The sequence below is a fragment of the Limnothrix sp. CMB-01 genome, assembly GCF_055193175.1.
The window spans coordinates 1,244,611-1,265,971 of record NZ_CM143720.1; the positions used below are offsets into that span (position 1 = coordinate 1,244,611).

The following is a 21,361-nucleotide window of genomic DNA, read 5'->3' on the forward strand; positions in this document are numbered from 1 at the left end:
TGCGGTTCTTGCGGCTTCCTCCATGCCCCGATCGTGACCCATCAAAAACCCGATCGAAAACAATCACGAATTGCGTTTTAGGCGGATTGGGCCAATTCCGCGTGAACTTCAGAAATGGGGAAGACAATCAGATCTACCAGATCTACCAGCAGCCCCAAGCCTGAGGCTATGCTCAAGGCACGATTTCTTCCCGGTTTAGTTGATTTCTGATGGCCCCACCCATGAATGCCGTCCCCACTGCATCGATTATTATTCCCGCCTATAACGGGGCAAAAACCATTGCTGAAACGATCGAATCCGTCCTGAATCAGACTTTGCGGGACATCGAAGTGATCGTTGTAAACGATGGTTCCACCGACAACACCTCCGACGTGGTGCGGCAATTCACAGACCCCCGCATGAAGCTGATTGAACAGGAAAATGCTGGTGTGGCCGCTGCCCGCAATCATGGGGCCATGGTGTCCCGAGGGCGATATCTAACCTTTATTGATGCGGATGATTTGTGGACATCGGACAAGGTAGAAGATCAGGTTAATGCCCTTGAAGCCAACCCAGAAGCCGGAGCCGTTTACAGTTGGATTGATTGGGTAGATGAGGAGGGAAATTATATTCGTGACGGGGGCTTTATTGACACGGAATATAACACCTACTTACAGATTTTATTGATTGACATTGTGCAGTCGGGATCAAACACGATGATCCGACGCGATGCCTATTTTGAACTGGGAGGCTACGAAGGCTCGCTGCACCCGGCCGAGGATTGGGATTTTTGGTTGCGCTTGGCGGAGTCCTATGAGTTTATCTGTGTGCCGAAATTACAGGTACACTATCGCCAGGTCAGGGGTTCCGCCTCCACCAATGCGATCAAGATGGAGCAGGTGAGCTTGGCGATTATTAACCGAGAGCGCCAACGCCTCAGTCAAAATCCAGCCGATCGCAAGCGTTTTGGCAAGCTGGTGCAAATGACCCTGAATAATCGCTATAAATTTCTGCTTTATAAGGCGATGGATGGGGGAATTCACCGCAACCGCGCTTTTTTGGCCCTGCGCTATTTGGCCTATTGGATTTGGCGCGATAATTGGGAATTTGTGCGGGAAAACCGTGATTGCACCATCAAGATTTTGACCAAGATTTTGGTCTTTATCTTTTTGCCCAATCGGTTGGCTTGGAAGTTTGTTTATCGCTACCGATCGCACCTGGAAATTGAAAAGGCAGTGCTCTGGACAATTAAGGTCAAACTGCCCGAGTTCTATGAAAAATTGCCGCCGGAAGATGTGCCAATTCGAGTCAGCCAAAAGCGCTTGGCCCGATCGCGATCGACCGCCATGGACTCTTCTCGACGGTAGGGAGAAGGGGGCATGGTGCGGATGATGTTGTCTAAATCCGCCAGCACTTCCAGAGCGCTTTGGTAGCGATCAGCAACGGCCGGTTGCAAAAGTCGATCGAGCACCAAGCCCAGCCCTTCGCTCACCGAGTCAGACACCGGCAAGTGCTTCCGTTGGGACGCATCTAGCGAATCTCCATTGCCCGACAGCTCATCTCGCCACTGGGCCAACTGTTCTCGCCAAGGCCACTGGCCCGTCAGGGGGTTGTATAGCTCCTCCGGTTCCACACCGGTCAGCAGAAACACGCAGATCGCTCCCACGCTGTAGAGATCGCTGGCGGGATAGGCCTGGCCGCCGCGCAATTGCTCATCGGGGGCATAGCCAGCCGTACCGATTTTCGTGCCGGGGCGGCTTTGGGTGTTGGCTTCCAGCACTTTGGCCACGCCGAAATCGATCGGGACAATTCGCTGATCCCGCTGACGACGAATCAGGTTCAAGGGCTTTAGATCTCGGTGAATCGTGCTGCGATCGTGCACAAATTGCAACACGGGCAGCAAATCCCGCAGGAAAGCCAGCAGCTTGGCTTCGCTGAACGGGCCCGATCGTTGCAATTCCCGATCGATGGTTTCCCCGGCGATATATTCCTGCACCAGGTAGAGATAGCCCCCTTCTTCAAAAAATCCCAACAGGGCGGGAATTTGGGGATTGTCGCCCAAATCTCGCAGCCGCAGGGCCTCGCGGGTGAACAGCTCAATCGCCTTGTCGCGGCCAGCGGGGGTCTTGGCACTGGGCAAAAATTGCTTAATGGCACAAGGGGTATCCAACCGATCGCGATCGATGCCCAGGTAGGTACGTGCAAATCCGCCACGGCCCAGGGGGCGAATGGCGCGGTAGTGTCCCCGCAACAGCAAGGGAGCACCGCAATTGAGGCAAAAATTCCCCTGATCGGGATTGTGCGGGCGATCGCACTGGGGGTTTAGGCAAAAACTCACAGTCAGGGATTCAAGCGAGGAGAGATACGAAAATGATTGATTTGATCAAACCCGATGATTTTGGTGCTTGTCATGATTCTTAACCATAACGTTCAGAAAATCCCGCTAATCTAACGATCGAGTCACCCAGCGATCGAGACAGGATTTTGCTTTGGCCGTCTTTCGCCGTGGTTAAGTGCTGCCCTGTGTCGGCAACCGTCGCAACCTAACTGTTTTCAACCTAACTGTTTTAGGGGCCCGCGTTCGGTAGGGGGTGTGGATTTCTCCCCCGCTGCCTTTGCCCAGGAACCGCACAAAATTGGCAAACTGGTATTCGCAGACTTCTCAACTTCTTTAACATGAGCGTCAATTTAGCAACCAAACTACGCGAAGGCACGAAAAAATCACACAGCATGGCAGAGAATGTCGGCTTCGTGAAGTGCTTTCTGAAAGGCGTAGTCGAAAAAAGCTCCTATCGCAAACTGGTGGGCAACCTCTACTTTGTCTACACGGCAATGGAAGAGGAAATGACGAAGCACAAAGATCACCCGGTTGTTGCGCCGATCAACTTCCAAGAGTTGTATCGCAAGAGCAGCCTGGAGCGCGATTTGGCTTACTATTACGGCTCCAATTGGCGTGAAGAAGTGAAGCCTTCGACCGCCGCCCAAGACTACATTGCTCGGGTGCGGGAAGTGTCGGCCACGGCTCCCGAACTGTTGGTGGCCCATTCCTACACGCGCTATTTGGGTGATTTGTCCGGTGGGCAAATTCTCAAGAACATTGCCGTGAATGCCATGAACTTGACCGATGGCCAAGGAACGGCTTTCTATGAGTTTGAAACCATCTCTGATGAGAAGGCTTTCAAGAACCAATATCGGGCAGCATTGAACGAATTGCCGATCGATGAAGCCACGGCCGATCGCATTGTGGATGAAGCCAATGATGCGTTTGGCAAGAACATGAAAATGTTCATGGAATTGGAAGGCAATTTGATCAAGGCGATCGGGCAAATGTTGTTTAACACCCTGACCCGCCGCCGCAGCCGGGGCAGCACGGAAGAGCTGGCCACCGCTGAATAGGCTAAGTCAATTGGCTTGATTGGATAACGGACACTGGGGACAATTTATTACAATTTCCTCAGGAAACCAGTACCCAGATTCAGGGGGCGATCGGGCGATCGTCCCCTGAATTGTTTGAGCGCTTGGCGTGGTGAAGAATGCGTAGACCAGTGGCTATTCCAGCACCTTGGGTTCGCTGGTTTTGTAATTACCAGCATCTTGCCTTCAAGGGGCCTGAAATTGCCTTAAAACAATTGCCTCAAAATGGCCTGAGTTTGGGCTGCGGTTTTGGCCCAACTGAACTGACTGGCACGATCGAGGCTGCGTTGGTGTAGCTCCTGCCAAAGTCGGTCATCGGTGGCCACCTGCACCATCGCATCGGCAATGGCGCGGGGCTGCTCCGGGTCAATCAACAACGCCGCATCACCCGTCACCTCCGGCAACGAAGCCAGATTGGAGGTGATCACGGGCGTACCGCAGGCCATGGCTTCCAGGGCCGGAATCCCAAAACCTTCCCAGCGGGTGGGAAAAACCAACGCGATCGCCTGGTTCAGCAACACTGGTAATTGCTCGATCGGCACATACCCTAAAAAGCGCACCCGATCGCCCAAACCCAATTCCGCAATTTGGGCCGCCAAGGCCGGTTGATAGCGCGGGTTCATGGGCCCAGCAATCCAAAATTGCCAGTCGTTGGCCGGAGCCGCCCGCAAAAATTGGGCAAAGGCCGCGATCGCCCCCGGTAAATTTTTGTAAGGATCATTGCGACCCACATAGAAAAAATAGGGGCGGCGCGGCAGGTTTAAAAATCGATAGCGATCGGCGTTGTGGGCTAACGGAGTGACAGTAATTTTCTGGGCAGGAATTTGGAAAAAACGGCCCAAATCATCGGCCGTAGCCTGGGAATTACAGAGCAAATGGGTGGCCTGTTCAGCGACACGGCGCACATAATATTTGCTGTAAAGATGCAGGCGCGATCGGGGCGGAAAAAACCGCAGCGGAATCAAATCATGCACCATCACCAGGGTGCGCAGGGCCCGAGTGCCAAACTGAATTGGGGCTTCAGGAACCGGACAAAACAGCAGCTCAACACCCGATCGACGGCACAGTTGCGGCAAGCGAAATTGCGTCCAAAACAGTCGCCGTAGATGACCCTTTGCGCCTAAATCTGAGGTCATGTTGGCGGGCACAAGCTGGTTACGAAACCCCGCCATTTCCCAGGGGCTAAATAGCAAAGGATCCCGCGATCGCAAATAGGGCAACAGTTCGATCGCGTAGGTTGCCAAGCCCGTTGGTTCGGGAATCGCAAAGCTCAAATTAATCGCAAGGGTCATGATGCAAAAACGGGCAAGCGGAAAAATTGCCCCCCAGGTTCATGGGGGCCAGAAACCAAAAGCACGCCCCAGAATCGGAGCGTGCTTTTGGTTATACAGTAGTTTGCGGAATTAAAAGAGTGATCGCTAAAAAAAGGCGCGATCGGGCATTCAAGAAAGGAATTGAAAAAGCAATTAAAAGGAAAGAAAAAACAAACAACTGAGTTTTGATTGCGCTTTAAAAACCACTCCGAAGAGCGTTTTTATTCAGATTGTTATGGTTTGTTGGTGGCGAATCACCAAGCCCCTTGATCAAGATGTCTTGACCAAAGCACCTTAGCCCAATTGCCGCGATAGCATTTTCTCGACGGTTTCTTGGGTTTCTCGCAGCAAGCGATCACGGTTTTCTTCCGCTTGGCCCGATGAAGGAACCAGGTTTCGCGCTTGCAAACTCATGTGCAATTGCAATTCGGCTACATAATCGCTGAAGCTTTCACGAACCGGTGCATCGCTTTTGTGGGTCAACATCGCTACTGCCAGAGAAGTAAAACGGCGTGATTCAAGCAGGTTGGCAAGCGGAGCCACTGCCTTCAAGATCTCACCAATTTCTAATTGATGCGGTCAACTAGTTGGATCAGTAATTTACGAAATTCACGATCAATAGTTCACCAATCAATTGGTATTACCCATCAGTTTTAGGAAGCGCTCATGATTAATCTGCGATTAAATTGCAATTATCTTGAACTAATCTTCCGATGTTAATTTCAGCAAGCGAATTGACCGAAATTAAGGTTCCGAATGGGTGGGGAGATATTGATGGCGGTTGGCGCTTTGCTAACCGAGAAGAAAGTTATCACGGTGCGTTTCGGGCGGCCTCGTTCGTGCAAGAAACCTTAACTTTAGAGTTAACATTTCGTTGACAACGCTGCTCAAACGCCGCTGGCCAGGGGGCGAAAACTCCCGGCCGTAGCACAATAGCCGTAAACCACTACTCATCCCCGATCGACCAAGGTGGAGCCATCTCAAGACATCAGCCCCAACAACACCAGCCCTCATGACACCAACGGCGAAGTCATCAACCATGCAGAGACCAATCACACGGAGACCAACCACGCAGAGACCAACCCGGTGACCTCGGCGCTGGCCGCGACGGACGGGCCCAATTTGCCTCCTTGGTTGGAGCAAGCGGCGGCCCAGTTGCTGACCACCCTGGGGCCCCAGGCCGATTTGCTCGATCGCCAGCCAGAAACCCTGACCGCAGCCCTCCAATGGCTGGGGCAACAGGGGTGGTTAGCCCTAAAAGTGCCCATTGAGTGGGGCGGCAAAGGCCTGAATGAAGCGGAATATGGTTGGTTTCGGGAGCAACTGGCTCGCTGTTCCGGTGCTTTGGCCTTTTTGCAAGCCCAGCACCAAACCGCAGCGGCGCTGATTGCCTCCGGAGACAATGACGACCTCAAAACCCAATATTTACCGGCGATCGCGCGGGGCGATCGACAATTGGGCATCGCCTTTTCGCATCTGCGGCGGGCGGATGATCCCCCGATCGAGGGGCGTGCCGTGGCCGGTGGCTGGGAAATTACGGGCACGGCTCCTTGGGTGACCGGGGTGGGGCACTTTCCCGAGGCAGTGTTGGCTGTGCCGACGGCGGCCGGGGTGCTGTTCGGCATTGTGCCGCTGACGGCGGTGGAATCGGGCGATCGCAACATTCAGCCGCAGCCGCCCATGGTGTTGGGAGCCATGAACGCCACCCACACAGCAGCAGTCACGTTCGATCGCTGGCTCATTCCCGAAGCGGCCGTGATCGGCCTCAAGCCGATCGACTGGATTCAGCAACTCGATCGCCGGAACGCCCTGCAAGGGGTCTACTTCGCCCTCGGTTGCACCCAAGCGGCCCTCGATCGGCTAACGGTGTTGTTCCAGGAAAAACGCCTGCTGACGATCGCCGTTGCCCACGACACCTTGCGCCGGGAGTTTGACCAATTGCGGCAACAGGTCTATGGCCGCCCGATTGACAAACCCTATGCCCAAAAACTGCAACTGCGGGCCCAGGCGATCGCCCTGATGGGCCGAGCCACCCAAGTCGCCCTCGTGGCCCAAGGGGGGCGAGGCATTCTGGCCACCAACCCCGCCTATCGATTGCAGGGCGAGGCTAGCATTTTTGCGACCAGCGGCCAAACGCCCGATATTTTGGCAGCAACGCTGGGGGCGATCGTGGGTAAATCGCCAATGGCCATTGATTAGCGGTTATGGATTAATGGGCATTAATTAATAGGCATTGATTAATCGCCCTTTCATCCATAATCAATCGCAATTCAAAAATCGAAATTCAAATCGAAATTCAATCGAATGACTGTGAGTTAGGGTCATTTTCAGGAGCACTATGGCGCGATCGGGCTACACCTTACCGGTATTTGCGGCAGCGGCGGCTCGGGGGGCCCTGTTGCGGTTGCAAGGCGATCTCCCGGCGGTGGTCACCCTGGATCTGTTGGACGGACAAACCGCAGAAATCGCGCTGGAGTCGATCGCCCCGTTGGATGAGCGCACCGCCTTGGCCATCACCCGCAGCGATCCGGGCGATAACCTGGATCTGACCAGAAATACTCCCGTTTGGGCTTGGGTGCAATTGATCGATCGCGTCGATCGCGAAGGCCCGCCGCTCCGGCTGGAAGGAGGCGAGGGAATTGGGCAAACGGCTGAGGGGCCGGCAATCTATCGCTTTGCCCGATCGCTCCTGGAGCATAACCTGTTGCCCCTGGTTCCGCCCGATCGCGTGGCGGTGGTGCGGTTGATTTTGCCAGAGGGTCGCGACTTGGCTAAACGCACATCTAACGAGGCTTTTGGGGTTTTGCAGGGGCTGTCACTCCTGGGAACCAGTGGCATTTCCCAGCCCCACACGGCGACGGATCAACTGGATGCATCGCGCGATCGACTGGCAGCGGTTCTGGCCCACGATCGCCATCTGATTTTCTGCATTGGCAGCAACGGACAGCAGGTGGCCGATCGCCTCGGTCTGTCCGCCGCCGCCCTTGTGCCCGTGGGGAACTGGATTGGGGCCATGTTGGTGGAAGCGGCCTTGCGGGGAGCAGAATCGGTGTTGCTGCTGGGATATCACGGCAAATTGCTGAAGCTAGCTGGGGGCATTTTCAACACCTCCAGCCACATTGCTGACGGCAAATTGGAAATTTTGGCAGCGGCGGCCCTGCGATCGGGAGGAGATGCTACCTTGGGGCGATCGATCCTGGCCAAGGGCACAGTGGCCGAAGCGGTGCAAGATTTGCAGCGGTTGGGCTGGAGCCAGCGCGTTTTGGGGCAACTGGCCGCCGCCATTAGTGAGCGATCGGCCGCCTATGCCCAAAAATACGCCGATCGCCCTTTGGCCGTGGCCGTGGCCCTGTTCGATCGGGCAGGCAACATTCTGGCCACGGGCGGCCCTTGCGATCGCTGGTCAATTCCAACGGCTGATTAGTTAATTGGTTGATTAGCTGATTAACCGCCTGCTAAGGGGTGGCTTCAAACCAATGGCAACCCGCACAGGGGCCACTGGGATTTACGGCACAACGCAACTGGGGCGATCGGGCATTGAACCGACAGCTCAAATTGCCAATGACATAACCCGCTCCCGGAATGTGGGTCAGCTCCGGAGGCTGAGGCCCCGGGAAGGACGGCCGGGGCGATCGGGTCGTCAGGCGGGCCCGGGCAACCGTAGTTTGCACCAGGGCTTCATAGCGGCGAACGGCCCGCAGGGACAGCAACGGTGGCAGCAGGGCGATCGAGAACAGGATCAATAGCGCCAAAGCAGTAACCATCGATAACGAAGCAAGGAGTGGCACATCATCCGATCGATAGCACGCTTTTGGGAACTTGTCCGGTGGTTAATTCCTGCCCCTGGCCTCGATCGCGCCAGTCTCGATCGCACTGGCGATCAGGAACTGACGATCAAGGGCGTTTTTGCCCGTTGGCTCTGGCTAGGGTGCGCGCCAAACTCGCAGCAGCTCATGGCCACCCCGCTGAAATTCGTAGGTGGTGGGCAAAATTTCCACCCGCAGGCCCCGATCGACCAAGTGATCGATCGTGGGTTGCACATGGGGCGATCGGGTCACCTGATAGTTTTCCAGCAACGGAAACACCCGCACTTCCTGCGCCACCCGGGCTAATTCCACGATCGATTGCTGATGAAATTCCAGGGAAAATTGAGCGGAATAGGTAAAGAGCAAATGGGAGCAGAGCGCTAACTCAAACTCCCCATCCCCAAAGGGCAAATTTGGCAAGCAGCATGGTTGGTAACGCTGTGCTTGCAATCCAGCAGGAAAATCCGCCAAAAATTCCCCCATTGCTTGCAACCGATAGTCCGCCAAAGCTTCCGGCGTGGGCAATTCCGCAGACCACACAAACCAATCGTGGTTTTCGTGCAATCCCGCCACAATTTTGGGACAGGTTTCCTCAATCCGCTGGGCAATTTCCGCCGCCGAAAACTGATAGATCGGGTCGCAGGAAATCACCCGTTTTCCCAACCGATGCATCGTTGCATTAAAGCTGGCCGGCCCACCGGCACAGTCGAGGATCGATCGCTCCAAATCCTCCCCCGTGAGGGAAAACATTTTCCGATAGTCTGCAAACGATCGCCCCCAAGGAACCACCTGCGTCAGTTGAAAGGCCATATTCTGTTCACCTTTTGCTCACCCTTTTCATCACCATTTGCATCATTTCAACGGCCATGATTCAATTTTTAGACCCCAGCTTTTGATAGGTTCGTCGTCGCCGCGTTCGGGCCTGTCAGGTTAAACTGTTTGGGTAATCTGCAAGCACGTTGGAGTTGTAGACGCTCTGTGACCGCTCGTTTACCCGTCGTCGAATCCGCCTCAATTGTTGATCCTCGCACGGCCAGTACGGCACAGGTTCCAGCGCCCCCGGGAGGCTGGCGCGGCCTGATCGAAACCTATCGCCGCTACCTCCCCGTTACCGACTCCACGCCCGTTGTCACCCTACACGAGGGTAATACACCGTTAATTCCCGTCCCGTCCGTGGCCGATCGGATTGGGCGTGGCGTGAAAGTTTACGTGAAATATGACGGTCTGAATCCCACCGGCAGCTTCAAAGACCGGGGGATGACCATGGCCGTAACCAAAGCCAAGGAAGCCGGAGCCAAGGCGGTGATTTGTGCCAGCACGGGCAACACCTCCGCCGCCGCCGCTGCCTATGCCCGCCGGGGTGGCCTCAAGGCTTTTGTCTTGATTCCCGATGGCTATGTGGCCTTGGGCAAGCTGGCCCAAGCCCTGCTCTACGGCGCTGAGGTGCTGGCAATTCGGGGCAACTTCGATCGGGCGTTGGAGTTGGTGCGTCAAATGGCCAACGACTATCCGATCACCCTGGTGAACTCCGTGAACCCCTATCGACTTCAGGGGCAAAAAACCGCCGCCTTCGAGGTAGTGGATGCCCTGGGCGATGCGCCGGACTGGCTCTGTGTGCCCGTGGGGAATGCCGGGAACATCACCGCCTATTGGATGGGCTTCTGTGAATATCACCAGGAGCAACGATGCCAGCGGTTGCCCCGAATGATGGGCTTCCAGGCGGCCGGGTCTGCGCCGTTGGTGGTGGGCCGTCCGGTTTTGGATCCACACACGATCGCGACGGCTATTCGCATCGGCAAGCCCGCCAGTTGGGATAAGGCGCTGGCGGTGCGGGATGCCAGCCAAGGCGGCTTTGAGGCGGTCACCGATGAAGAAATTCTAGAGGCCTACCAACTGCTAGCGGGCGAAGAAGGTGTGTTCTGCGAACCGGCTAGCGCGGCTTCCGTGGCGGGGCTGCTGAAGGTGCGCGATCAAGTGCCCGCTGGGGCCACGGTGGTTTGCGTGCTGACGGGAAATGGGTTGAAAGATCCAGATACGGCCCTGAAAACCTCCCAAAACCAGTACCACCAAGGGATTGAACCGGAGTTGGCGGCGGTGGCCCAAGCAATGGGTTTCTAGGGCGAGTCGATCGCCCGGCTGGCCCCTCTCGTGAGTCGTTAGTCTGGCGGGGGGAAATTGCCCGGATGCCATATCTTGCGAATCGGCTATTTTTGGGGCGTTGGTCATGGGGCCAGCGCCCTTTGTACTTGGTCAAAAACCGCCGCCCAATCCCCAATTTTCGGTTGACGAAAGAGTCGGGCCGTGGGATACCAGGGGGTACGATCGGTGTTCAGCAGCCAGCGCCAATCGGGCACGGCCGGCAACAGAATCCAAACCGGTTTGCCGATCGCCCCGGCCAGGTGGGCCGTGGCGGTGTCTACGGTGATCACCCCATCCAGTTGGGCGATCGTGTGGGCCGTGTCCGCAAAATCCGTGAGCCGATCGCCCAAGGCGGGAATGCCCCGATCGGCTAGCCAGGCCCGCTCCTCGGGGCTGGTTTCCGTTTGCAAACTCAAAAACTGATAACCGGGCGATCGCAACAGGGCCGCCCATTGGGCCAAAGCGGTCGATCGCTTGCGGGCTGTGGCTCCTGTTTTGCCGGAAGCCCAAACAAATCCCCACCGTTGACCCGCTGGCGAGGCAATTGGTGAAGGTTCCAGCTCGATCGGCCCCTGGGTTGACGGTGGAAACCCTGGAAGTGACTGCGGCGACTGAAGCGATTGGCCTAGCTGAAAATAGGGAATATCCGCTGGAATGGTGGCCGGCGTGGTGCCAAAGGCGGCCGGCAAACTCATCAACGGCGACCAATAATCAAACGGCGGTGGCGTTTCCCCCCGAATCACCACCTGCGCCACACCCGCCACCGTCCCAAACAGCCGAGCTAGGGGCCTCGGACATTCCAGCAGCACCCGCGCTCCTCGGGCCGCCAACAGGGGAGCATAGCGCACAAAGTTCAGCGCATCCCCAAAGCCCATATCTGAGTAGAGCAGAACGGTTTTGCCCGCCAGCGGTTGCGCTCCCGTCCAAACCGGTTGAGGAAAGGGAACCGGCGGCAGCCCTCGCGCCGTTTCCACACAAAACCAACGGTGCTCATAGTCCACCAGTCCCTGTTCCCATTGGCCGAGGGTCATTTGCACCATGCCCCGATTGGCGATCGCCTCATGGAAATCCGGCTCGATCGCCAAGGCTTGGTTATATTGGGCGATCGCGTCCTCATAGCGCCCTTGCTCCCAAAGAATATTGCCCAAGCTGTGGCGGGCTTTGGCGCATTGGGGCAACGCTGCCACCACCTGCCGAATATGGATTTCGGCGGAAATTAGGTCGCCCAGCTTTTCCAAAGCATTGGCCAAGTTGCGATGGGCATCCCAATGATTGGGATCCAGGGCGATCGCCCGTTCATATTCCGCCACGGCCGCCGGGAGCTGTTGGGCCTGTTTGAGGGCCGCTCCCAGGTTGACCCGCAAGCCCGGATCCGCCGGCCGCAGAGCGATCGCCCGTTGATAGCAGTCGATCGACTGGAGCCAATGCCCCGATCGGTAATAGGCAATTCCTAAATTCTTCCAAGTGGCCTCATCATGGGGGGCCGCCGCCGCCATCTGTTGCCACAGGGCGATCGCTCCCGGCCAATCCCCTTGGCGGGCCAAACTCAACGCCCGATCGTGCATCACCGCCCCATGATCAGGAACGCATTGCCATCACCGGCCACCCACAGGCCACCCACCGTCATTTCTCGATCGCCACCCAAACCTTGCAACTATCTCGCAAAAGCCTAGAACCGGCCCATCGCTTGCTAATTAGTAATCGTATTCCACAAAATCTGCCGTCCCCGGTTCCCGGCGCACCGTCTGATCCTGACGGGCCCGAGGTAAATAGGTAGGAACCACTCGGATGGGGTGGAACGGTTGCGGGCTGTGGGGCGGCGCACCATAGCTTCCTCGGTTTTGCCGGGCCATGGTGGAAATCACCCCCGCCATCACAATGCTGCTGACCGTCAGCACCATGCCCCCCAGGGCCCAAAGGATGCCGTTGCCCCATTGGCCCGGGGGTTGCTGTTCGCCCCGGTTAGCCGCAATTTGCGCCAACTTGTCATCCAAGGCCATGGAAGTGAGGTTTTTTTCCTGGCCCTGCACGGCGGTGCTCAGTTTATCCACCGCCGCCGTTAGACGCTCCCGGTCTTTGCGGTCTTCTCGCAAGTCCGCTTGAATTTCCTTCAGTTGGTCTTCGCTTTTCCGCAGCCGCTCCTCAATCTTGGCGATCGTGCTGTCGCCTGTGGGAGGGGTGGCCGTCGCATCAGCCGCACCATTCGCGGCGACACTGGGGCGGGCGGCGGACAAGGCCGTGGGTGGCGGCGAGGGCAGCATGGTCACCGTGGGGGCCGGGGGCAGTTGGCCACCATCCCCTTCAAGCAGGGGAACCCCACTGGGATTTTCCGACAGCCCGGGAACCGAGGACGGAGGCGCGCCCACCGCAATCCATCCCTTCGCGACCGCAAATGCCAGCGATCCCGTAATGGCGCAGCCTGCTAAAAACGCTACTCGACCCTCGGCCATACTGATGCCTGTCTAAAACTTCTCGCCAATGCTAACTGACAATCCTGCAAAAGGGTAGACGGTCTTTTGCAGACCCGATGGGAATTTCCTGGATTGTCGATCGGGAAATTCCCGCAGCCGAGTTCACTTCAGGGGCTGGCTCGATCGGGGCCTGATCCCGATCGCCCTCCTTGGCTCACTCCAACTGCAACAGCTCCGCGATCGCCTGGCCTTCCTCCGTGGGTGTAGCAGGCATCACCTGTCTGGCATCCGTAATCAGCCAATCCAGGGCCGCCGCCTGCACATCGATCGTCGCGCCCGTCTTATCCACACAATAGCGACCGAACACCAATTTATCCACCAGCCGCACGCCCGGCCCCAAGCGGGAATATTCAAAAATCACGCTGTTTTCCACCGTGGCCCCGCTGCAAATGTGGCAGTTTTGCCCGATCGCCGTGGGGCCAATAATCTTTGCCCCATCATCAATCCGGCTCATGCCCCCGATATACACCGGCCCTTGGATCTCCACCTTGTCCCAGTTGACCGCCACATTCAGCCCCGTATAAACCCCCGGGCGCACCTGCCGTCCAGGAATGGCCACGTTTTGCACTTCCCCTAACAGCACACTGCGAATGGCCCGCCAGTAGTCCGGCACTTTTCCAATATCCACCCACTGAAAGTCCATGGTGATGCCATAGAACGGCGCACCCATTTCCACCAGCTTGGGAAACAAGTCGCCCCCAATGTCATACTCACAGCCCGGGGGAATGTAGTTGAAAATTTCCGGCTCAAAGATATAAATCCCGGTGTTGATGCTGGTGCTGAGGGCTTCTTCCACGGCGGGTTTTTCCTGGAATGCCTTGATCCGGCCGTCCGGATCCGTCAACACCACCCCATAGCTGGACACCTCATCTCGGGGCACGGATTTCATGACGATCGTGGCGAGGGAGCCTTTGGCCTTGTGGAATTTGACGGCGGCGGTCAAGTCCAAATCAATCAGCGCATCGCCACAAAGCACCACAAAGGTGTCATCAAAGAAGGGGGAGAAGTCTTGGATTTTGCGCAGGCCACCCGCAGACCCGAGGGCTTTGCCAATCAGCTCGCCGTCTTCCACAAATCCTTCAAAGGAGTAGGCAATTTCGACCCCAAATCGCTGGCCATCGCGGAAATAGTCTTCAATTTCCTTGGCCAGGTGGCTGACGTTCACCACCACTTGATCAAAACCGTGTTGGCGCAAAAGCTCGATCAGGAATTCCATCACTGGCTTTTGCAGGATGGGGATCATCGGCTTAGGCACGGTGAAGGTGATCGGCCGAACACGCGTGCCTTTGCCTGCCGCAAGGATCATGGCTTTCATGGTTTAGCTGGCTTCTCCCCGGGAATGCTTCACGTTTTATTTAACGGTGCGATCGTCGGATCAGCAAGCCAAGGGAAATGGGCGAGGCTTGCCAGATTCTGACGTGGCTTATTTGGTTTTCGACACTGTAGCGCTTGCCATGGGGTTCGCGAAAGAGAGGATGTGATCGATCGAATGGCGATTGCCCAAGTGTTTGGCGGCAACGGCGGCCGGTGGCGGCGCTGTGGGGATGGGTTTGATGGAAATCGGGCGAGTTTTTGTGGAATCTTGGCCCGAAACTAACCCGAACTGAATCTGAATTGGATCGGGATTGGATCGGGATTGGATCGGGATTGGATCGGGAGCTGAATTTGAATTGAGCCTGAATTGAGTCTGAATGGGATCTGAATTGGGTCTGCAATTGGAGCTGAATTGGGAACTGTTGGGCAAAGGCAGGGAAACGAATGGCGTTGGATGCAGTTGTGTTGGGGAAGTTATACGCCACCTTGGCCGGTGGGGTGGGTTTGGGGGTGTTGTTGGGCCGCTGGCTCCCGGCGCGGGTGTCCGGGGCGATCGGGCAAGGGTTGTTTTGGGTGGGCGTGCCCCTGAGCTGCGTGGCCTTTTTGCGCCAAACCGATCTGAGCGGCCAAGCTTGGCTGGCTCCCTTGGTGGCTTGGGGGTCGATCGCCCTGGCCGGTTGTCTTGCTTGGGGATGGCTGCACTGGCAAGGGGTGACCGCTCCCCAACGGCGAGCCAGTTTTTGGCTGGGGAGCATGTTTGGCAACACGGGCTATTTGGGCTTCCCGATCGCCCTGGCCTTGGTCGGGAGTGGGCAATTTGCCTGGGCCCTGTTTTTTGATGTGGCGGGCACAACCTTGGGGGCCTATGGGGTGGGTTCGGCCCTGGCGGCTCGGCTGGGGGGACAATCAAGCGACGGTTGGGGCATGGTGCGGGCGGGCTTGGTGAATCCGACGGTTTGGGGGGCCCTGGCGGGCTTGGGGTCGCGATCAATCGCCCTGCCCCAGGTGATCGATCGAGGGCTGACGGCCATCGCTTGGACTGTGGTGGCCCTGGCCTTGGTGTTAATTGGAATGCGGCTCAGTCAGTTGCGTTGGGGCAATGCCACGGCTCCGGCGATCGCCCTGTTGGTGATCAAAATGGCGATCGTGCCCCTGGTGGTGGGGTTGACCCTGCGGGGTTGGGGATGGCAGGGGCCAACCCTCTTGGTTTTGGTGTTGCAGATGGCCATGCCCCCCGCCTTTGCCTGTTTGGTCATTGCCGAAGCCTACGACCTCGATCGGGACTTGGCCGTGTCCAGCGTGGCCCTGGGAACCGTGGTTTTGCCCTTCACCCTGCCCCTCTGGCTTTGGCTGTTTGGGGCTTAGGGGATGGCTAGGAGCGGTGACCCGTCACGATATAGGACGCGCGTTGGGCAATATTGGTGGCATGGTCGGCCATGCGCTCAATGTGGCGAATGGTCAGCACCATCAGCAACACCGGCTCGATCGGCCCCGGCACATCCCGCTGCGTGGCCAACAGGCCATAGAGGCGATCGTAAGCCTCGTCCACCACATTGTCCGCCGCTTGGAGCCGGGCCCCCGCCTCGGGATCTGGCTCCACCAACGCCGCCAAACTCATGCCCAACATGGTCAGGGTTTGGCGAGCCATGGCTTCCACCTCCTCCAAATGGGGATGGGGCCCATAGGGAAACAGGCGCACCGCAATATCCGCCAAGTCCTGGGAATAATCGCCAATGCGTTCCAAGTCCCGCACCAACTGCATCAGGGCACTCAGCCAGCGGCAATTTTCCGCCACCGGAGCGTTCAGGGTCATGGTGACCACGCAGTCGAGTTCAATTTGGCGATAGAACTCATCGATGCGGTCTTCGAGGGCATTGATCCGCTCGATCGTGGACAGGTCGCGGGCAAACAGGGCTTGCTGAGTGAGGCGAAACGAATCCTCAACCAGCGCTCCCATCCGCAGCACATCTTGGCAAACTCGCTTGATTTTGCGTTCGATCGCCGTCGGTTTGGTGGCCGCACCCGAAGCAGTGGAAAACAAAGATCGTTTCACGTCTACAGCAATCATGGAACCTTCATAAACAACGGAATGAATCAACAGCTCGTCCCAACCCTACTTTGGAAACCGTGATCATCGGCTCATGATGATGTCTTGTTGATGATTTCCTTTTGAATTGAGACCTTGCCCCGCAATGACGCTGCCCACTCAGTTCTATTGAAAACACTCACTTCAAGGAACCAAAATTCCAATGCCCTAAAAGCCTACGAGCTACATTGATCGATGAGAAAAGATGAGAAAAAGAGTTAGAGGATGGAGGAGTCACGAATGGCGTGATCGGGGAAAGTGAAGGCTCAAAACCATGAATTGCACCATAAATTCTTGATGAATTGCTGGTTCTTGGTTTGGGGGCTAGCAAAGAAAGATGAGTGCGGCTTAGGGCCTTGGCGCTTGGCTATGAATATTTTGGGCAGATATTCGGGCAGAAACTTGGGCAGATATTCGGGCAGATATTTTGAACAAAGCCGATCACACCGAGAGTTTGATTGCCAGAGGAAGACTGATCCAAAAGTGCTAGAAAAACTTTCGGGAAGTTTCTGGGAAGCTGCTAGGAACGAACAGAACTAGAATTAGGGACTGTTGGGTCAAATTCCAATCGATCTTGATGGATTTGACGATTTTTGAGCAATTGGGAAGCTAGCAAGGAATGACAACGGAACATCGGCTGGGGTGCTTAATGACTCATGCTTAATGACTCGTGCTGTTGTCTGATCAAAGGTTCATGAAAGGACAATCTGCGCAAGATCAATCTAGGATTAATCGAGGCTGCCATGGGACTAATTGGCGATTGTCTGATGGATAAGGATTGGAATAAAAATGCCTCGGTAAAAAGGGGAATGGAAATGAGAAATTAATGGATGCATTTCAAAAGATTGCCTTTCCTTTATATCTTATATTTTCTTAAGATGGGGGTTACAGCTCAGAAGTTTAGTGGGAATTTAACCAAATTTTAGTGGGCTGATCTGCCACAATCCCGAGGAGCATCGCCCCTGGGATGATTGTTCAAAATTTTTGCACCGATTGGGGTGCTGTTGGCTACCAAACAGCTCGATCGCCCTGGTTATCGGTGTTTTCGGGAATTGCTCCCCATCGTCAAGCACTACAAATCATCCAGGGGTTGGCGGATGGCCCGAATCGGCAGGGCTACCCGCAGCCTTGCACCGCCGGTTTTGGGGTCGTTGCTGCCGGTAATTTGTCCCCCATGGGCGATCGCAATTTGCCGGGCGATCGCCAGCCCCAGGCCGCTGCCGGTGCTGGGGAGTTGGGGCGCAATCATGGCATCGGTTTCGCGGGTGCGGGAAGCGTCGCCGCGATAGAGCCGCTCGAAAATGTGAGGTAAATCCGTGGGCGAAAATCCAGGCCCCATATCAATCACATCGGCATAGGCCCAGGTGGCGATCGGGTCGTTGTCTGGATCGGAGAGGGGGGTGGCGGCTTGGGGGTTGGGCCGGGACGCTCCGGCGGCCCAGTGCGAGTCCGACTCCGAGGCACGATCGCCCGACTGGTTCGCCGAACCCAACTCCTCCGCTAACTCCTCCGCCAACTCCCCAGGCGGTTGGGGCAAGGTCAAGGCCGGCGCATCTTGGGAAATGTGCAGCCAAATTTGCCCCCCTTCCGGGCTGTACTTAATCGCATTGTCCAGCAAATTCAACAGCAGCCGATGGAGCTTGGCCCGATCGCCCTGGAGCCAGAGATGATCTAACCCATCCCGATCGAGCACCAGCGCCACCGATTTTCGTTCCGCCAAGGGTTCCACCGACTGCCAAGCCGCCTGGGCTACCTCCACCAAGTCCAACACCTCCAGGCGCAAAATTTGCCCCGGATTCTGTTCCATTTGGCTCAAATCCAGCCAATCTTGCACAAAGCGCACCAGCCGTTTCACTTCCGGCATGGCTCGATCGACCCAATGGCTCAGGGGCGGCTCCAGTTGCTTTTGCAGGGTTTCAAACACCAACTGAATGGACGTGAGGGGCGTGCGCAGCTCATGGGCCAAGTCATTAATCCACCGGTTGCGACTGCGGGCCAAATCCACCATTTGCTGGCAATTTTCCACAAAAATCGCCACGTGACCATGGGGCAGCGGAATTCCCCACCCTCGCAGGGCCAACCCCACCCCCTTGGTGGCGGTTCCCGGCCCCGGCAAAGGGGGATCGATCGTCCCGTGGTCGCTCAACTCCGGGCCCTCCGTCGATTCCGTTGGCTCCGGCCGCGGCTCTCCATAAAACGTCCAGTCCCGTTGGCAAGTGAGCCGGCCCCGCCGGGTTTGTTGCACCAACTGATCCAAATCGTAGGAGCGCACCACCTCAATCAAGAGGCGGTCTTGGTTGGGTTGCCACTGACGGATGGCGAACAGCTCCCGCGCCCGGTCATTGCACCACCGCAGGCCATCATCACGATCGACCCACAGAAAGGCGATCGGAGCCGCCGCCAGGGCCTTCTCCCAAATTTCGAGCTGAGACTCCAGGGCCACTTCCCGATCGAGCGCCGCCACCACCCCGCGCCGCACCAAGGACTCCAGCCCCAACGGAATCGCCACCTCATCGGCCAAAATGGGCGCAAAAAGCTGCATCAGGCGAGAACGCAGCCGCGCCTGTTGCCACACCCCAACCCCTAGCCCCAGTCCTAAACCGACTAGGACACTAACCAAATCGATAGCCAAAGCCGCGAATGGTGACGATGTATTCAGGCGTGCTGGGATCTAGCTCAATCTTTTCCCGCAGCCAGCGGATATGCACATCAACGGTTTTGCTGTCGCCAATGAAGTCAATGCCCCAAATGCGCTCCAGCAACTGTTCCCGAGACCAAACCCGCCGGGGATGTTGCACAAACAATTCCAGCAATCGAAATTCCTTCGGCGACAGGTTCACTTCCTGAGTCCGCACCACCACCCGGCATTCCTGGGGATAAAGTTCAATATCCCGATAGCGCAGCACTTCCGGCTGGGCCGCGCTCACGATCCGATTGCGCCGCAGCAGAGCCCGGCAACGAGCCACCAACTCCCGCATACTGAAGGGCTTCGTGAGGTAGTCATCGGCCCCCACTTCCAACCCCAACACCCGATCGGTCTCGCTGCCCTTGGCACTCAGCATCAAAATCGGCACGGGATCTTGGCGCTGGCGCAACAGCCGACACAGATCCAGCCCATTCACCCGAGGCAACATCAAATCCAGAACAATCAAATCGGGCGGGCGGTTCATGTCGCCAGGATTGTTGAGATTCAACAGGTTCAAGGCCGCAGCCCCATCGGCCGCCACTAACACTTCATAGCCCTCGTCGCGCAGGGCCGCAGCCACCATATCGCGGATTAGTTCTTCGTCTTCAACAATCAGGATGCGGCTGGGTTGCCCCGCATCCAGGGGATTAAATTTCAGGGCGCGATCGCTGGCCAGCATACGGTGAAATTCTTGAGGAACAGATTCGGCGGTGATGAATCGATCGAGCAGTTCGGTGGCGTGAGCGAAACCCCGCAAAGCACCAGAACAGCGCCAAACTAGCGCTAAAACGGCGCAAATATAACGTTAGGAAATAAGCTTCCTGATTTATTTCGTATTGCGGTATACGATTTATATCTCCACGATACCAAGGTTCCCGCCGGCCGGCGATCGCCCTCCTGTGGAATTTGTAAAAATTTCCTGACGGTTTTTTTGGCTCAGAAAATGCCCCCTGGGCGTTGGGTTGTCCAAATTGTCCCAGAAAGTGCCAGGGCCATTTCCTCAGAAAATTCGTTGAAGTTTTGCCTAATGGCTGCTTTTTCCTTAGCCATTTCTTTAAGAATCAACCGTAGTCAACCAAAATCGATGGGCGATCGGGATGGTGATCCCATGCCATTCCCGATGGATGCTGGCGGCCGGCCCTACACGGCCCCTGCTGAACTATTGACCCAGATTAGTCATAGTGGCGAATCACCACGGTGCAAACCCGATGGCGAATCCCACGGAGCCTAAAGCTGTTTTCCATGGTTCATGCCGTGGTTCATATTCCCGTGGTTCATATTCCCGTGGTTCATATTCCCGTGGTTCATTAACCCGTTGCCCGTGGAATCCGTCGCCGTCGATCGCCCGCATTGGCCACCATTCGGGAACCAAGCCCCCAACCAGGTTTGCATCTGACCAATCTCCTGGCTTTGGGTGCGAATCACATCCTGAGCCATTGACTGCACTGGCGGGTGTTTCACCAATTGACCTTGAATCAGGCTTTGGGCCATCATCACCGCCCCTTGGTGGTGCATCACCATATCTTGCAAAAACTGCTGATCCAGCGCATCGCCTTGCAAGGGTTCCAGGGGACGCATCATGGGCTGATAGGCCTGGGTGCTGGTTTGGTTGGGATACCAGGTTTGCAGCCATGTTTTCATTTGGCTCACTTCCCGGCTTTGGGCATCAATAATCGCCTGGGTAAATTGCCGCATTTCCGGCCGTTGGGTCCGATCGCGCACGAGCTTGGCCGTGTCGATCGCCTCCTGGTGGTGCGGAATCATCTGACTAATGAACTCAAACTCGCTGCTCACCTGCATCGAGTGCATATGATGCGCCATGCCGCCGGCCGCGTCCCCACCGGGCGGACAAAGGGCGGGGCTAGCCTGGGCGGTGGTGGTGGAGCCTGGGGCTGTTGCGGCGGGTTGTTGGGCCCGCCATTGGCTAAATCCCCAACTCCCGATCGCGGCGGTGCTGGCGATCGCGAGGGACAATCCCACGAGCCATGGGCCTTGTTTACCAGTCCATTTCATTGAATCTTGCTCCTAACTTGCTCCTGAATTGATCAAAATTCATCAAAACCAAGACCGATCGGGTCAGAAATGCCCGATCGACCAGGGGTTACCTTCAGCATAGGAGTTGGAATCTGAATTGCGGGCGAGGAAACGGCGTG

The 21,361-nt window shown here is 56.6% G+C and carries 18 protein-coding genes; 6 read left to right on the forward strand and 12 right to left on the reverse strand.

From position 1 onward, the window contains the following. The first annotated feature begins 221 nt into the window (after positions 1 to 221). Positions 222 to 1,346, forward strand: coding sequence for a glycosyltransferase family 2 protein (locus tag ACZA91_RS05230; protein ID WP_463185050.1), 1,125 nt, complete (start codon positions 222 to 224; stop codon positions 1,344 to 1,346). On the opposite strand, the gene ACZA91_RS05235 is transcribed toward ACZA91_RS05230, so the two are convergent. Continuing rightward, the gene (locus ACZA91_RS05235) at positions 1,250 to 2,317 is read right to left on the reverse strand and encodes a serine/threonine-protein kinase (RefSeq protein WP_158234413.1); all 1,068 of its coding nucleotides are present in this window, start codon (positions 2,315 to 2,317) and stop codon (positions 1,250 to 1,252) included. The two genes, ACZA91_RS05230 and ACZA91_RS05235, sit on opposite strands and share 97 nt — an antisense overlap. A 338-nt stretch (positions 2,318 to 2,655) precedes the next feature. Here ACZA91_RS05235 and ACZA91_RS05240 point away from each other — a divergent pair, with 338 nt between their 5' ends. Then, the gene (locus ACZA91_RS05240) at positions 2,656 to 3,375 is read left to right on the forward strand and encodes a biliverdin-producing heme oxygenase (RefSeq protein ID WP_099533078.1); all 720 of its coding nucleotides are present in this window, start codon (positions 2,656 to 2,658) and stop codon (positions 3,373 to 3,375) included. A 224-nt stretch (positions 3,376 to 3,599) separates the two neighbouring features. Here the strand turns inward: ACZA91_RS05240 and ACZA91_RS05245 are convergent, their stop codons facing one another. Beyond that, the gene (locus ACZA91_RS05245) at positions 3,600 to 4,685 is read right to left on the reverse strand and encodes a glycosyltransferase family 4 protein (RefSeq protein WP_463185054.1); all 1,086 of its coding nucleotides are present in this window, start codon (positions 4,683 to 4,685) and stop codon (positions 3,600 to 3,602) included. A gap of 315 nt (positions 4,686 to 5,000) precedes the next feature. After that, positions 5,001 to 5,192 (reverse strand): hypothetical protein, encoded by a 192-nt coding sequence (locus ACZA91_RS05250; RefSeq protein ID WP_099533076.1) that lies wholly within the window; start codon positions 5,190 to 5,192, stop codon positions 5,001 to 5,003. Between the two features lie 483 nt (positions 5,193 to 5,675). Here ACZA91_RS05250 and ACZA91_RS05255 point away from each other — a divergent pair, with 483 nt between their 5' ends. Both ACZA91_RS05255 and cbiD read left to right on the forward strand, forming a co-directional pair. After that, positions 5,676 to 6,905 carry an acyl-CoA dehydrogenase family protein gene (locus tag ACZA91_RS05255; RefSeq protein WP_463185057.1) on the forward strand — a complete coding sequence of 410 codons (1,230 nt, stop codon included), beginning with the start codon at positions 5,676 to 5,678 and terminating at the stop codon, positions 6,903 to 6,905. A 139-nt stretch (positions 6,906 to 7,044) separates the two neighbouring features. Continuing rightward, entirely contained in the window at positions 7,045 to 8,130 is a 1,086-nt protein-coding gene (cbiD, locus tag ACZA91_RS05260; protein ID WP_463185059.1) for a cobalt-precorrin-5B (C(1))-methyltransferase CbiD, read from the forward strand. Positions 8,131 to 8,161: 31 nt separating this feature from the next. On the opposite strand, the gene ACZA91_RS05265 is transcribed toward cbiD, so the two are convergent. After that, a complete protein-coding gene (locus tag ACZA91_RS05265; protein WP_099533073.1) occupies positions 8,162 to 8,470 on the reverse strand; it encodes a DUF6464 family protein in 309 nt (102 codons plus the stop codon). A gap of 159 nt (positions 8,471 to 8,629) precedes the next feature. Continuing rightward, complete coding sequence (locus ACZA91_RS05270; RefSeq protein WP_463185063.1) at positions 8,630 to 9,322, reverse strand: SAM-dependent methyltransferase; 693 nt, start codon at positions 9,320 to 9,322, stop codon at positions 8,630 to 8,632. A gap of 204 nt (positions 9,323 to 9,526) precedes the next feature. Between ACZA91_RS05270 and thrC the strand changes: the two genes are divergently transcribed. After that, positions 9,527 to 10,630, forward strand: a complete 1,104-nt coding sequence (thrC, locus tag ACZA91_RS05275) for a threonine synthase (RefSeq protein WP_099533102.1) — start codon at positions 9,527 to 9,529, stop codon at positions 10,628 to 10,630. 104 nt (positions 10,631 to 10,734) lie between these two features. Here the strand turns inward: thrC and ACZA91_RS05280 are convergent, their stop codons facing one another. From ACZA91_RS05280 to ACZA91_RS05290, 3 genes are all read right to left on the reverse strand, one after another. Next, positions 10,735 to 12,216, reverse strand: a complete 1,482-nt coding sequence (locus ACZA91_RS05280) for a tetratricopeptide repeat protein (RefSeq protein WP_463185065.1) — start codon at positions 12,214 to 12,216, stop codon at positions 10,735 to 10,737. Between the two features lie 129 nt (positions 12,217 to 12,345). Next, positions 12,346 to 13,101, reverse strand: a complete 756-nt coding sequence (locus ACZA91_RS05285; RefSeq protein WP_463185067.1) for a hypothetical protein — start codon at positions 13,099 to 13,101, stop codon at positions 12,346 to 12,348. A gap of 175 nt (positions 13,102 to 13,276) precedes the next feature. Then, positions 13,277 to 14,437: a sugar phosphate nucleotidyltransferase gene (locus ACZA91_RS05290; RefSeq protein WP_099533069.1), complete on the reverse strand. Its 1,161-nt coding sequence runs from the start codon at positions 14,435 to 14,437 to the stop codon at positions 13,277 to 13,279. Between the two features lie 443 nt (positions 14,438 to 14,880). Between ACZA91_RS05290 and ACZA91_RS05295 the strand changes: the two genes are divergently transcribed. Continuing rightward, positions 14,881 to 15,801: an AEC family transporter gene (locus ACZA91_RS05295; RefSeq protein ID WP_190354476.1), complete on the forward strand. Its 921-nt coding sequence runs from the start codon at positions 14,881 to 14,883 to the stop codon at positions 15,799 to 15,801. Between the two features lie 7 nt (positions 15,802 to 15,808). On the opposite strand, the gene phoU is transcribed toward ACZA91_RS05295, so the two are convergent. The 4 genes from phoU to ACZA91_RS05315 form a co-directional block, all read right to left on the reverse strand. Then, entirely contained in the window at positions 15,809 to 16,504 is a 696-nt protein-coding gene (gene phoU, locus ACZA91_RS05300) for a phosphate signaling complex protein PhoU (protein WP_190354475.1), read from the reverse strand. A gap of 1,090 nt (positions 16,505 to 17,594) precedes the next feature. Next, positions 17,595 to 19,154: an ATP-binding protein gene (locus ACZA91_RS05305; RefSeq protein WP_463185074.1), complete on the reverse strand. Its 1,560-nt coding sequence runs from the start codon at positions 19,152 to 19,154 to the stop codon at positions 17,595 to 17,597. Continuing rightward, positions 19,135 to 19,884, reverse strand: coding sequence for a response regulator (locus ACZA91_RS05310; protein WP_099531549.1), 750 nt, complete (start codon positions 19,882 to 19,884; stop codon positions 19,135 to 19,137). The genes ACZA91_RS05305 and ACZA91_RS05310 overlap by 20 nt, the downstream gene beginning before the upstream one ends. Positions 19,885 to 20,435: 551 nt before the next feature. After that, positions 20,436 to 21,188, reverse strand: a complete 753-nt coding sequence (locus ACZA91_RS05315; RefSeq protein ID WP_463185078.1) for a DUF305 domain-containing protein — start codon at positions 21,186 to 21,188, stop codon at positions 20,436 to 20,438. Positions 21,189 to 21,361: the final 173 nt, after the last annotated feature.